Source organism: Halomonas sp. TA22 (assembly GCF_013009075.1).
Lineage (GTDB): Bacteria > Pseudomonadota > Gammaproteobacteria > Pseudomonadales > Halomonadaceae > TA22.
The window spans coordinates 382,981-396,182 of the sequence record NZ_CP053108.1 but is presented as its reverse complement, the minus strand read 5'-3'; the positions used below and the strand labels follow the sequence as shown (position 1 = coordinate 396,182).

General features: G+C 63.4%; 13 protein-coding genes and 1 pseudogene. 6 read left to right on the top strand and 8 right to left on the bottom strand.

Features of this window, described 5'->3' with window-relative positions; genetic code table 11:
- Positions 1-130: 130 nt before the first annotated feature.
- Positions 131-2,596 carry a YbeU/YbeR family protein gene (locus tag HJD22_RS01805; protein WP_208655477.1) on the top strand — a complete coding sequence of 822 codons (2,466 nt, stop codon included), beginning with the start codon at positions 131-133 and terminating at the stop codon, positions 2,594-2,596.
- Positions 2,597-2,861: 265 nt separating this feature from the next.
- Entirely contained in the window at positions 2,862-3,485 is a 624-nt protein-coding gene (locus HJD22_RS01800; protein ID WP_340163032.1) for an NlpC/P60 family protein, read from the top strand.
- 28 nt (positions 3,486-3,513) lie between these two features.
- Here HJD22_RS01800 and HJD22_RS01795 read toward each other — a convergent pair whose 3' ends face one another.
- On the bottom strand, positions 3,514-4,401 hold the full coding sequence (locus tag HJD22_RS01795; protein ID WP_208655476.1) for a LysR family transcriptional regulator: 888 nt from the start codon (positions 4,399-4,401) through the stop codon (positions 3,514-3,516).
- An 87-nt stretch (positions 4,402-4,488) separates the two neighbouring features.
- Between HJD22_RS01795 and HJD22_RS01790 the strand changes: the two genes are divergently transcribed.
- A complete protein-coding gene (locus HJD22_RS01790; protein ID WP_208655475.1) occupies positions 4,489-5,667 on the top strand; it encodes an MFS transporter in 1,179 nt (392 codons plus the stop codon).
- A gap of 31 nt (positions 5,668-5,698) precedes the next feature.
- Here the strand turns inward: HJD22_RS01790 and azu are convergent, their stop codons facing one another.
- Positions 5,699-6,148, bottom strand: a complete 450-nt coding sequence (azu, locus tag HJD22_RS01785) for an azurin (RefSeq protein WP_208655474.1) — start codon at positions 6,146-6,148, stop codon at positions 5,699-5,701.
- A gap of 282 nt (positions 6,149-6,430) precedes the next feature.
- On the opposite strand from azu, the pseudogene HJD22_RS01780 reads away from it, so the two are divergent.
- Positions 6,431-6,615: pseudogene (locus tag HJD22_RS01780) on the top strand (CDP-alcohol phosphatidyltransferase family protein); the annotation flags it as partial.
- A 43-nt stretch (positions 6,616-6,658) separates the two neighbouring features.
- Here the strand turns inward: HJD22_RS01780 and HJD22_RS01775 are convergent.
- Genes HJD22_RS01775 through HJD22_RS01755 form a run of 5 tightly spaced genes read right to left on the bottom strand, consistent with a single transcriptional unit; the run spans position 6,659 to position 11,536 of the window.
- Positions 6,659-7,231 (bottom strand): ABC transporter ATP-binding protein, encoded by a 573-nt coding sequence (locus tag HJD22_RS01775; RefSeq protein ID WP_248730058.1) that lies wholly within the window; start codon positions 7,229-7,231, stop codon positions 6,659-6,661.
- A gap of 40 nt (positions 7,232-7,271) precedes the next feature.
- A complete protein-coding gene (locus HJD22_RS01770; protein ID WP_208655472.1) occupies positions 7,272-8,102 on the bottom strand; it encodes an ATP-binding cassette domain-containing protein in 831 nt (276 codons plus the stop codon).
- 31 nt (positions 8,103-8,133) lie between these two features.
- Positions 8,134-8,979: an ABC transporter permease gene (locus HJD22_RS01765; protein WP_208655471.1), complete on the bottom strand. Its 846-nt coding sequence runs from the start codon at positions 8,977-8,979 to the stop codon at positions 8,134-8,136.
- Entirely contained in the window at positions 8,976-9,956 is a 981-nt protein-coding gene (locus HJD22_RS01760; protein WP_208655470.1) for an ABC transporter permease, read from the bottom strand. The genes HJD22_RS01765 and HJD22_RS01760 overlap by 4 nt, the downstream gene beginning before the upstream one ends.
- Positions 9,947-11,536: an ABC transporter substrate-binding protein gene (locus tag HJD22_RS01755; RefSeq protein ID WP_248730057.1), complete on the bottom strand. Its 1,590-nt coding sequence runs from the start codon at positions 11,534-11,536 to the stop codon at positions 9,947-9,949. The genes HJD22_RS01760 and HJD22_RS01755 overlap by 10 nt, the downstream gene beginning before the upstream one ends.
- 116 nt (positions 11,537-11,652) lie before the next feature.
- On the opposite strand from HJD22_RS01755, the gene nikR reads away from it, so the two are divergent.
- The gene (nikR, locus tag HJD22_RS01750) at positions 11,653-12,063 is read left to right on the top strand and encodes a nickel-responsive transcriptional regulator NikR (protein WP_208655469.1); all 411 of its coding nucleotides are present in this window, start codon (positions 11,653-11,655) and stop codon (positions 12,061-12,063) included.
- 86 nt (positions 12,064-12,149) lie between these two features.
- On the opposite strand, the gene HJD22_RS01745 is transcribed toward nikR, so the two are convergent.
- The gene (locus tag HJD22_RS01745) at positions 12,150-12,632 is read right to left on the bottom strand and encodes a peptidylprolyl isomerase (protein WP_208655468.1); all 483 of its coding nucleotides are present in this window, start codon (positions 12,630-12,632) and stop codon (positions 12,150-12,152) included.
- 261 nt (positions 12,633-12,893) lie between these two features.
- Between HJD22_RS01745 and HJD22_RS01740 the strand changes: the two genes are divergently transcribed.
- Positions 12,894-13,169 (top strand): hypothetical protein, encoded by a 276-nt coding sequence (locus HJD22_RS01740; protein WP_208655467.1) that lies wholly within the window; start codon positions 12,894-12,896, stop codon positions 13,167-13,169.
- The last annotated feature ends 33 nt before the right edge of the window (positions 13,170-13,202 follow it).

The window sequence follows — 13,202 nt, the reverse complement described above, 5'->3', positions numbered from 1 at the left end:
TGTATCCGCCAACAATTTTGCGATAAAGGTTCCCCTGCCTCGATGCCGGCGTCGGCGTAGCCGCCGCTTTCAGCTACACTAGGGCCCCTTTTTTCGATTCGCGATATCGCTTGCAACGTTGAGGTGAGCCTTGGTCGATCCCCTAAATGCCTGGTGGGCCCAGCAGCTGGTGCTTTGCGGCTGGGCCTTCGAGCCAGATCCTACTGCCGTGGAGGTCGACCTCGCGGCATCCCGACTCCAGCAGTTGGGCGTTGCTGACCGTAGCGAGCTTGGCTGGCGTCTCATGGAAGCGTTCGCCCCGGAGGGGCACGATCCCGCACGTCAGCTCGCTTCGCTAGAGCTGATCGCGCTGGCCGTGGCGGCCGGTTGGATGGCTTTAGACCAGGGCAGGGCATGGGCGCAGTGCCTGGCTAGGACGATCTGCTCTCGGTACTCGGATCTCGACAGCTGGCTGCAAGCCCTGCTGCAGGTACGCAGCGCGGAGGGCTGGGTGCGGGGCGACGATGGCTTCTATGAGTCCTGTCAGGCGCTGGCCACCCTCGAGCACGATGGCGAAGGCATCACCTGGGAGATGGTGTGTCTCCATCTGGCCAAGCACGGTTCCGCCGATGCCGAGCTGTGGCCAGCGGCGCCGGGACAGGCTTGCTGGCGCCTGCGGGCGGCATTTGCCCCCACCTTGGGCCTGCCGCCTGCCGCCGGGCTCGACTGGCCGGAAGTCGGCAACTGGCTGCACGATGTCTGGCAGATCAGCGACCGCGAGGGGTTGATCCGCTTGATGCTGTGGCTGGCTGGGCAGGGGGATCGCTATGGCTGGGATGTCGATGCCGCGCGACTGCTCGAGGCGGATGCCGAGACGCGCCTGAGCTGGGCGAAGAACCTCAAGGGTGGCGAAGGTTACGGACGGGTCATGCTGACGTTCCTGGGGCGTGGAGAGGCACTCGAGTGGGCCGCCTGGGACTGGCTGCGCCTGGTCGAACTGGCGCATGCCGGCTGGTGCATGGAGTGGCTCGACGAAGCGGAGGCCGGCGCCTTCGCCGCTCATGCCGCGGATCTGCTGATTCGCCGTTACAGCGACTGGGTGGCGTTGGTGCATGCCTATCAGCGTGGACGCAGCCTGTTCGAGGGTGGTGACTGCATGGGCGACATGACCCACGATTGGGCGTTGTTGTTGCACTCGCCGGTCAGCCCTTGGCGCGAGCCGCTGCAATCCCTGCTCGATGATCAGACCCGCCAGCGCTCGCGTGAGGCGATGCGTGGCTGGCGGCGCGATGCACGCCACTGGACCCTAACGCTCGCCTCGTTGCGCGATCCCGACCTGCTCTACCGCCAGGGCCCTCCGCCCGCGATGCTCGACCCGGCGCGGCGCGACGACGCGCGAAGCTACCTTCGTGAGACGTTGAGCTTGTTTCCCGATGACGGTGTCGCCGGGCTGACGCGCTACTGGCTGCCGGCCCAGGCCCACTACCTCAACCAGCTGGCGGCAGATGCCAGCCATAACGCCTTGCCAAGTGCCGCCACGCCATTCGGCCATCCCGATCCAGCAGAGCTTGCCCAGCGCGATCGACTGGCCAGCTGCAGCCGCCATGCCGCCACCATCCACATGGCCGAGAAGTATGCGTTCTACCTACAGATGGCGATGGATAGCGAGGTGTTTTCCTCACAAGGCCTGGCTGAGCTGGCCGAGTCGCTGCGCGGCGTGCTGTGTCGATTCTATGCCGATTCGCGCCGCCTGCTGGATGCCTGGGCAGCCTGGGAGGCGGTACTGCCCGAAGGCGAGGGGCCGACCCTGGTCCATGACATCCGCTGGCACCGCGATGACCCGGGCAGTCCGTTCCACTGGCTGGATTGGCAGCCGGCTGCCTGGCGCGAACCGGGGCGGCGCCCCACGCTGCTGCGCTTTACCGCCCTGGCCCTGGTGGGTCCGCTCAATGCCAGCGCCTGGAGCGAGCCTTTCCCCGAGAGCGAGCGCGAGCGCGAGGCGATTCGTGACTGGCTCGATAGTCATTACGGCTTGCAGAGCAGCCAATCGCTTGGCGAGTTTCTCGATTTTCTGCTCAGCTCCGGCGACCGGCAGGAGTACCAGATCAACTACGCCCCCTATACCCTGAACCGGGCACGCCTGGAGGCAGAGATCGCGATTCTTGAGTCCGGTGAATGTGACGAGGAGGAGCGCAATCACCTGTTGCGCCTGAAGCGCGCCCGCGACAATGAGCACGAGTGCAACGAGATCGACATGACGGCCTGGGACATCGCCCAGGCGGTCGACTTGGCAGTGGCTGGTCGACAGTTGAATTGGCTCAACGAGGAGGCCTTCGATGAGGCACTGGAGCGCGCGATGGAGCTGGCGGCGGCCCACTATTCAGGATGGGGAGAGTATGCGCGCGGGCTGTTTGCGGGTTTCTCCTTCTTCATGGGAGAGACACCGGAGCGTAACGATTTTCTGACCGGATTTCGCCAGGCGCTGGTCTCCTGGTTGACCGGAGCGCCACCGCTCAGCGGCGCCTGGGCGAGCCTCGATTTCCCGGGCGCCAGGCCGCGTCACTGGGCGCCGCTGCATATCGATACCCTACCAGGCGATGCACGCACGCTGCATTAGTAAAATAGACTGGCAATTGTGTTCGATAGGGGCTCGCCAATCGTCAGGAAATTGCTTATATTCGCTTAGCCTTTTCTTCAGGCGCTCCCTGTCAAGCGCCTGGATTTGCCACCGCTGAACCGCTGACAGGCTGCTATGGACGTGGTACATGGCCCTTGCACCCGCTCGGGCACAGGCACCACTTCCACAGCGGCGTCATTCTCACGGCACGCACTCATGCGTGCCGCGGGTAAGAACGGTTCCTAGAATCGTCAATGAGGTCGTGATGAAGATGGTCGCCATGTCGATGGTCGCCAGGATGTTGCGTATCGCGAGTGTGAGTTTGCTGCTGGCCCTGATGGTTGGCTGTGCGAGCCAGCAGCGCAGCGACTCTGCCCCCGCCAATTATTTCAGCAGTATCAGCAGGCCCTCGCTCAGTCACGGCCCAATGATGTCCCCCGTGGACAATCCCATCCGCGAGCTTCGCAGCTTCCAGAGTCCGTCGCCCGAATTGGTGCGCCAGGCGCTGCTTACCCAGCATGAGCGCTGGGTCGGTACGCCCTATCGGCTGGGGGGCGAGGGGCAAGGTGGCATCGACTGCTCGGCGCTCGTACAGCACATCTTCAGCGAGAGCTTCCGCATGGACCTGCCACGCACCACCGATTCCCAGGTGCTGCAGGGCCAACGCATCGACCGCAGCGAGCTCAAGCCCGGCGATCTGGTCTTCTTCCGCCCCCCCGGCCCTTACAATCATGTCGGCGTCTATGTCGGCGATGGCTACTTCTTGCATGCTTCCACCTCCCAAGGTGTGATTCTCTCCGAGCTGGACAACGTCTTCTGGCAACAGCACTACTGGCAGGCTCGGCGCCCCATGGATCAGGCGCAGCTGGCCATGCGCGCCATGCCTTGAGCGTCTCAGTCGAGCAAATGATTCCGTGTCAGGCCTCGTCTCGGTGCTCCAGTACATAATCGACGAAGGCTTGCTCAGCGCGCGACAGCCCACCCTTTGACGACCAGGCAAGCGACAGGTCCAGCCAGGCCGGCGGCGAGAATGACACCGCGGCGAGCCCTGGATCGTCGACCACTCGGCGCAGGAAGGTGGAGATGCCGAAGCCCTGACGCACGATCGCCTTGGTCAGGGGAATCAGATTGGATTCGAACGCCACGTTGGCGACGAACTCCTCCTCCTTGGCGAGTGCATCGACGAACTCGCGATGAAAGTATCCCTCCTGAAACAGCACCAGCGGCTCATCGAAAAAGACCCCCGCGGAGACCGATTCAAGGCGCGCGAAAGGGTGGTCCTCAGGCACGCAGACCACCATTTCCTCACGCAGAAAGCGTCGCCGCTCGAGCCCATCGCTGCCCGCATCGTCAATCACTACGCCCAGGTCCAGCTCGCCACTGGCGATCATCTGCTGTAGACGACGCGTACCGGCCTCCACCACCGTAAGGCGAATCCCTGGGTGTCGAGTCTTGAATCCCATCAGCAGAGGCGGAAAGTAGTAGGAGCCGAGCATGGAGGGGATGCCGATGCGCACTTCGCCCTTGACCAAGCCATGCAGCTCGCGCATGGCGAGATGGGCGGCCTCGGCGCGCTCGAGCAGATCGCGGGCATGACGGTAGAGCGTCGCTCCCTCCTGACTCAGAGTGATGCGTCGCTCATGGCGGTGAAGCAGCGTCACCTCCATACGCCGCTCCAGGTTGGCGATGGTCTGGCTCACCGCCGACTGGGCGATATGCAGTTCGCGTGCCGCCGCGCTGAAGCCGGCACAATCGGCCACGGTCACGAAGCAGCGTAGGGCGCGGAGATCGAAGGGTAGGGCCATAAGCAAATTAGATGATATGTATCGAAAGTTGCTGTTTGGCTTATCATAGCATTAACGCGATCATGCCTCTCCAATCAGGAGGACAGCATGATCGAAGCCTATTCTAGAGCCTGGTGGCGGGCGACCCTGGCGCTGTGCCTGGGCTCTTTCATCGTATTCATCAATCTCTATGTGCCACAGCCGCTGCTGCCCGAGCTGCGCCATACCTTCGGCATCTCGACCCTGGCGGTGAGCCTGGTCATGTCGGTGGCAACGCTGACGCTGGCGGTGGCTCTGTTGGTGTTCGGTACCCTGTCGGACGCCATCGGGCGGCGCGGCATCATGCTGATTACCCTGGTATTGGCGGCATTATGTACCTTGGGCCTGGCGTTCGTACCGAACTATCAGAGCCTGCTGTGGCTGCGTGCGTTACAGGGTTTCGTGCTGGGGGGCCTGCCGGCGGTGGCCATCGCTTGGATGGGCGACGAGTTCGACAAGCGCGCCTTGATGCTGGCGGTAGGACTCTATATCAGCGCCAACACCTTGGGTGGTATCGGCGGGCGCATCATGGGTGGGGTGGCGGCGGAGTTCGGCGGTTGGCAGATGAGCTTTCTGGTGGTCGGCGGGGTCAGCCTGGTCGGCATGCTGCTATTTTGGAGGTTGCTGCCCGAATCACGCAATTTCCGCCCCACGCCGTTCCAACTGCGCCCGGCACTACTCTCCATCGCCCATCATCTGCGCAATCCGTTGCTGCTGGCCGCCTATTTGATCGGGGGGCTCAATTTCCTGATCTTCATCAACCAGTACAGCTACATCACCTTCCGCTTGAGCGAGGCGCCCTATGGCCTGAGCACTCAATGGTTGGGGATGATCTTTCTTACCTATCTGGGAGGCACCCTGGGGTCGGCCCTGTCGGGACGCGTCGCGCAGCGCCTGTCGCAGCCGGCCTGCATGATGCTGGGAATCGGGATCTTCACGCTTGGCACCTTGGTGACACTTGCCCCGGGCTTGCCGCTGATTCTGATCGGGCTGACCATCAATGCCTTCGGTTTCTTCCTGGCGCACTCGATGGCCTCGAGCTGGGTGGGACGCAACGCGCAGACGGCCAGGGGCAGTGCCTCGGCGCTCTATCTGGTGTTCTATTATATCGGGGCGAGCCTGGGCGGTTTCTATCTGGAGCCATTCTGGCAGGTCGCCGGCTGGCAGGGTATCGCCGTGGCCTCGTGGCTGGTACTGGCCTTTACCTTGGGAGTGGCATTCTGGCTGAGAGGACGGAGCGCTCGTTGAGCGCTCCCTGATGTGGAGTGTGTCGAAGTGCTCAGTCGACCAGCGATACGCTGCCGCGCATCATCGCGAAGTGACCGGGGAAGCTGCAGAAGAAGGTGTATTCTTCGCCTTCCTCAAGCTTGGCGACATCGAAGCTGACCGAGGTGGTTTCGCCACCGCCAATCACGTCAGTATAGGCGATGACGCGCTCGTCGCCGGGCTCCAGGTAGTCGTTGTCGAGTCCGGCAGCTATGCCGGCGCGGGCAACGTCGTTGACATCGCTGCTCTTGGTCAACACCCAGTTGTGGCCCATGACATCCTTGCTCATGGTGCCGCTATGGTGAAGATTGACGGTGAAGGTATCGCAGCTCTGGCTGATCTCTATGGCATCGGTATCGAAGGTCATCTGATCGGTGGAATCGACATCCACTTCACACTGGGCGGCCAGTACCGGTAGGCTGGCGAAGCAGAGCGCGGAGGCGACGAGCAATTTGCGGAGCATGATGACTTCCTTTATGAATGATAATGAGATTCGATCATCTCTCCGCTTTGCGCCGCTGTCACATCTTTTTCGGCAGCTGCTTCACTTTGCCGCACAGAGATAACACGGGCCCCAAGGCGCGATTGTCTTGAAGCATTTACGTCTATGGATAGGTTTGGTTGTCATCGCAGCCGTTGCGCTGTTCTTCGTGGTAGGCGGACACGAAGCGCTGACGCTTGAGAACCTCAAGGCCAACCAGGCACGCTTCAACAGGCGTTCGCCGAACGCGCCATTGCGGTGGGCCTGGCACGCTACACCGGCAGCGCCAGCGATGACGGGGCTTTCTCGATATCGGGCTCGACTTCGTCTTTTATGCTGCCGTGGTGCTGAGCTTCGCCCTGGCCGACCCTGACGCCCATGCACTGGCCGCTGCGCTGCTGCTGTTCGCCTTCGTCGGTACCGGCAGCTCATATCTAGCCATCGCCTGACTGGTCACTACCGTCACCCGGCTGTGGGGAGGTTACCGGACCCTCAAGGAGCGTGAGGCAGCAGGCGTCCACTCTCAAGACGCAGGCAGCGCGAGCAGAGACGCCTGAGCAGGGCGTCGTCATGGCTGATCACCAGCAGTCCGAGCGAGCGCTCTTGGAGGAGCTCTAGCAGGGCGTGCCAAAGTTGGGCCTGAGTAATGGCATCGAGCATGGCCGAGATCTCGTCGGCGATCAGGTAGCGAACCTCAGGGGCGAGTGCGCGCACGATCGCCACGCGCTGCAGTTCTCCGCCCGAGAGCTCGAACGGATAGCGCTGCCGCCAGGTGGCTCGAATGCCGAAGCGCTCACATAGGGCAGGGTCCGGTGTCCAGGCTTCATGCAGGATGCGGCGAATCGTCCAGCGCGGATTGATCGCAAGCTCGGGTGTCTGGGGTAGCCACTGCACCGGGGCCAGGCCTCGGCCTGGCAGCGGTGAGCCATCGAGCAGCACCTCGCCTTGCCGCGGCGGATAGTGACCCGCCAGCAGGCGCCCGAGCGTCGACTTGCCAGCGCCGGACGCGCCGGCAAGCCCTACCACCTCACCGGGGGAGACGACAAGCGAGATGTCGTCTAACAATCTTGACGCGCTCCGATGGGCGTGGGAGATATGCCTGGCTTCAAGCAAGACTCGCCTCCCAGGACGCCCTTTCGATGGGCATGGTAGGGAGGAGAAAATCGTTGTCGGGCAGGGCGCGCCACAGGGTGCGAGCATAGGCGGTAGCGAGACGCTCGCCCTGGCCGCGGAAGGCGCTCGCCTCGGCAGTCTCCAGTGACGTGCCATCGTGAAATACCGTGACCCGGTCTGCCACCGCCAAGGCGTGGCGCAGGTCATGGGTGATTAGCAGTACCCCCTTGCCGGCGTCGGCCAACTGGCGCAGGCGCACCAGCACGCTGCGGCGATTCTCTTCCTCCAGGCCGACGGTGGGCTCATCGGCGATCAGCCACTCGGCACCGCCGACGCTGGCGATGGCCAACAGCACTCGCCGTGCCATGCCGCCTGAAAGGCTGTGCGGGTAGGCGTGGCCGACAGGTGCATCGAGCCCGTGACGCTGCAGTGCCCGGCCGGCAGCCTGCCAGGAGCGCTCGCGGGACACGCCGGCCCGGCGTGCCGCCCAGCGCACCTGATGGCCACAGCGGGCCAGTGGGTCCAAGGAAGCGATCGATTGCGGAATCCAGGCCAGCTGCGTGCCGCGCAGAGCCGCCTGGCGAGCGGCATCGAGTGACGTGCCATCGAGCATCAGGGTACCGCCCATTCGGGTATTGGCGGGCAGCAGTCCCATCACCGCCAATGCCATCAGGCTCTTGCCGGCGCCAGAGGCGCCGACCACGGCGTGCAGCTCCCCCCGGGACAGGGTCAATGACACGCCCTGCAGGCAGGACAGACTTTCGCGACGCCATAGGCCACGATAGCGCAGGAAGTCGAGCGAAAGGCGCTGGATCTCGAGCATCGTCAAGCTCCTCGTACGAACATGGCAGCCATCACTGCTGGGCCTCCTGCGGGGTGGTCAGGGTTCGCAGGCCGGCGGCGAGGCGATCGAAGGTCAGCACCATCACCAGCAGCCCGAGCCCGGGGAAGACCCCGAGCCACCAGTAGCCGGCGCTGAGATAGCGTAGCGATTCGGCGAGCAGTACGCCGATGGCGGGTTGTCCCGGCGTTAGGCCGAAGCCGAGAAAGGTCAACGCCGCCTCATGCAGAATGGCGTGGGGAAAGAGCAGCAGAAAGCCGACCAGGCACTGGGGCAACAGGTGCGGCAGCAAGTGGTGAACGAGAATGTAGCGCCGCGATTTGCCGAAGTGGCGCGAGAGGAGTACATAGTCGGTACTCAGGATCTGCAGCATCTCAGCCCGTAGTAGGCGGGTCAGGCTCGGCCAATGGGTCAGGGCCACGGCGAGGATCACCGCCTGGGTGCCGCCGCCGAGAGCGAAGGCGATCAGGATCAGCAGGATCAGATGCGGCAGCCCCAGCACGCTGTCGACCAGCAGGCCGACGGCGGCATCGAAGGGGCGACCGAGGGCGGTAATCCCTGCCAGCAGCAGAGCGATCAAGGTACCTAGTGCCGCCGCCGCCCCGCCCACCCAGAGGCTGAGGGCAAGCCCCTTGAGCGTGCGCGCGAAGAGGTCCCGCCCCAGCGCATCGGTACCGAACCAGTGCGCCGCTCCCGGCGGAGCCAGGCGCGCCTGGAAGTCGCTGCGTATGGCCTCCTCGCCCAGCTGGCTCTGGGCGAGGAGGAGAGTGATGATCAGTAGCAGGACCATTCCCGAAGCCAGGACGAGGCGTAGACGAGGACTGGCCATCGGCGTTGCGACGGTGCGACCAGGGCTCATGGGGACACTCCCTGCAGGCGAGGGTCGATCCAGCGATAGAGCAGATCGGCAAGGGCATTGCCAAGGGTGACGAACAGCGCAGTGAACATGGCGATGGCCAGCAGCAGCGGGACGTCGCTGCGCAGCCCAGCCTCCACGGTGGCGCGGCCAAGCCCAGGATAGGCGAACACCTGCTCGACCAGCAGCGAGCCGCCGAACAGTTCGCCCAGCGAGGCGAGCGACAGGGTCAGCGCCGGCAGGCAGGCGTGGCGGGCCCCATGCCGCCAGGCCACCTCGCGCCGGCTGGCACCCTGGGCCAGCGCGTATAGGGCAAGCTCGGAGCGCATCACCTCGAGCATCCTGGCGCGGGTATGCAGTGCGATCTGTGCCACGCCGAGTATCGAGAGCGTCAGTGCCGGGAGAAGCAGATGGTGCAGTCGCGTGGCAAGGTCAATTTCGGCGCGCACCACGCCAGCGGGGCCGGCACAGCATACCGGAGTCCAGCCAAGGCTCACCGAGAACAGCAGCAGGGCGAGGATCGCCAGCCAGAAGGTGGGCGTGGAGGCAAGGGTATAGGCGTAGAGCCGAATCAGGCGATCGCTTGGCGACCCCTCGCGGCTACCGGCGATCACGCCGAGCACGAAACCGAAAAGGGTGGCACCCAACCAGGCGCTCACAAGGAGTGGCAACGAGGCCATGAAGCGGCTGATGAGTATCTCGGCAACTGGCGCGTTGTAAACGTGGCTCCAGCCCAGCTCGCCTTGGGTGAGGTTGCCAAGCCAGTGCAGAAATTGCCTGGTGGCGGGCTCGTCGAAGCCCCAGCGGCTGGTGATCAGCGCGCGCTGCTCCGGGCTGACCTGGGCCATCTGCGCCCCAAGGTAGGCATCCACGGGATCGATGGGCGAAAGCTGGACCAGCCCGAAGGCAATCGCTGCCACCGTCATCAATACCAGCAGCAGCCTGGCCAGGCGCCCGGCGATACGGCTGCTCAGTCGCACTGCCAGCGCCACTCGAGCAGGCTTGCGGTGATAGGCCAGCCATGACCGTGAGGGGCGATGCCCAGCTTGCCAAGATCGAGGCACTCGTTGGCAAGATAGACATGCTCGAGATTGATCAGCCAGGCCCAGGCGGCATCGCCGCGCATGCCGAAGCCCGTTTCGCCATCCCACTGTGCCTGTTGCCATAGTGGTAGGGATGCCTCGATGCTCTCGGCAGCTTGGGCGGCGTCGAGATAGTCGTCGACTCTCGGGTTGGCATAGTCGCCGGCATTGTAGAGATCATTGCCGGCATGCCGACTATGGTAGAGATAGTAGACCTCCAGCGGACTGTGGCTACCCCAGCCGAACAGGATGGCATCGCGCTGAAGGGCCTCACGGCGGATCTCGTCCCAATGACGTCCGGTGGGCTCGACGGCAAGTCCCAGTGGACGCAGCAGCTCGGCCACGCTTTCGGCGAGCAGTTGACGGGTGGAGTCCGACGAGGGGTAGGTGAGCCGAAAGCGTGCCGGCATCCCCTCGCGATAGCGCAGACCATCCTCCCCCATGCGCCAGCCAGCCTCATCGAGCAGTGTTTCCGCCGCGACGAGGCCGGCATCGGCGACGGTGTCTTCAGGGTTGGACCAGTCCAGGCCATCCGCAGGGCCGTAGGCGGGGCGGCCGAAACCGTTCAGGGCCACCTCCACCAGCGTGTCGCGGTCGAGGGCGCGATTTATCGCCTGGCGGATCGACGGGTCGGCGGTGACGTCGTTACCGATGTCACCGTCTCCTCGTGACTGCATGGGAAAGAGGATGCCGCGATTGTCGACGCTCTGCATGACCACCTGGCGCATGCCGGCGGGTGGCTGGCCGGCGAGTACCGGCGGCACTACGGCCAAATCGACACGCCCGGCATGGGCCGCGGCCAGCGTGGTATCCTCACCGGTAAACAGGAACACCAGACGCTCGAAGGCCGGGGCGGGACCGTAAAAATGGGGGTTGCGCTCGACGATCAGTTGCTCGCCCTCCTGCCACTCGACCATGCGGTAGGGGCCCGAGCCTAGCGGGGCGCGCCCATAGCCCGCGTGGTAGCCATTGTCGCGGGAGGCCGCCGGCACGATACCGAGAGTAAAGAAGGTGTCGGCGAAGGTGATGCGCGGCTCCTTGAGGGTCAAGCGAACGTGTCGCTCGTCGGGGGCCTCGGCATGCTCGAGTATGGTGAGATCGGCTCTTCCCCCGGCGCTGGCGGCCTGGTTGAAGGTGAAGGCGACATCCTTTGCGGTGAGCGCCGTGCCGTCAGAGAAGCGGGCGTCATCGCGCAGCTCCAGTGTCCAGACGCGCCGGTCGTCGGAGAGCGACCAGTGGATGGCAAGATCGCCTTGTGGCTGCAGTTCGGCGTCGCGGACCAATAGTGTGGACTGGAACAGCGGATGACCATATTGACCCCAGCCCAGCAGTGGGTCGTAGCCTTGATCGGCCTCTCCGCCAATGGCGAGTATCAGCTCGTTGGGGTGGGGGGCGGCCAGGCTTAGCATCGAACCGAGACAGAGCACTGGCGCAAGCAGCCAGCGTGGCTGACGAAAATAGCGGGACGAGGAGTGCATCCGGATTTCCTGCAAGATTGTTTTTCTTACCCTAAAGTCGAGTGCGTATGATGTCTAGTCAATAACATCATACTATGCCGACTTCCAATGTGTGCGACGGATCACAGGAGACAACGATGCAGCGGGTGACGGTCACCTTGGATGACGACTTGATGGCGGATCTGGACCAGCTGATCGCCCAGCGCGGATATCAGAACCGCTCCGAGGCGATCCGCGATCTGGCGCGGGCGGGGCTCAAGGAGATGGTACTGGAAGGCGAGGAGGAGCAACCCTGCGTGGGAGCGCTGGTCTATGTCTATGACCATGCGGCGAGGGAGTTATCCAAGCGCCTGACGCATCACTCCCATGCGCATCACCACCTGACGGTGTCGACGCTGCATGTGCACCTTGACCATGACAGCTGCTTGGAGATGGCGGTATTGAAGGGGAGGGGGCGTGAGGTGCGGGCCTTCTCCAGCGAGGTGATCTCTGAGCGCAGCGTACGACATGGACAGCTGATCCTGATGCCCGATCATCTAGAGGGCTGACGCGTCAGCCAACGGCTGCTGCAGATATGACGACAGGGCAGCCAGTGGCTGCCCTGTCGGCGGCGTGCTCAGATCGTGTGGCGAACTCAGTGCTCGACGCCACCCTCACCATGAACGTGGCCGTGCTCGAGCTCTTCCTTGCTGGCTTCACGGACGGTGGCGATCTCGACGTCGAAGTTGAGCGTCTGACCGGCCAGCGGGTGATTGCCATCGACAGTGACGCTGTCGCCCTCGACCTTGGTCACGGTGACCATCAGCGGGCCGCCCTGGGTCTGCGCCTGGAACTGCATGCCCGGCTCGACATTCTCGACACCCTGGAAGGATTCCATGGGAACCTCCTGAACCAGTGCCTCCTGAGTCTGGCCATAGCCCTCTTCTGGCGCTACCGTCACTTGCAACTTGTCGCCGCTCTGGCGACCTTCCAGTTCCTTCTCGAGACCGGGAATGATATTGCCGGCGCCATGGAGATACGTCAGCGGCTCGCGGCCTTCCGAGCTATCCAGCACCTCACCCGCGTCGTTGGTCAGGGTGTAGTGGAACGCGACAACGGAATTTTGCGCAATCTGCATTGATGGACCTTTCGGTGAGTGCATGTCTCTATTATGGTACGTGCCCTGGTCGATTCTGTCAGGGGCGAAAGGAATTTTTTCAGGTTGCCGCGTGTGATCATGACCATGGCTCAAGGCCATGGCGACTGTCGAGGGGCGCACCGGCCGATGCGTGCGAACGCTTGAGGCGAACCAAGCAAGAGCTACATTCCCGCTCCTACATGATTTACTCTTGGGGAAACTTTATCCTATCCCCGTAAAATTTTTCATGGAGAAAGATCGATGACCGAAACGCTGATCTGGCTGATTGCCTTTGCTCTCATTTTGTTTTTTTGCCTGAAGGCGTGGGAAGGGACGCTAAGAGAATTCCTGGTCAAGATACTACCCGAGGTATTGCGTCCCGGACATGGCGATCGTTGGATCTGGTGTCCCGCCTTTGCCGTGCTGGGCGCTACTTTTCTGATTCGACCGATCGACATGATCTTGAGCCTGCTGACGCTGGCGCTGGTTTATCTGATCATTCGACTGGTGCTGGGAGCGGCGATGAAGCGGTTCTGATACGCTTCTCGATATCTCTGGAACGAATGAGGC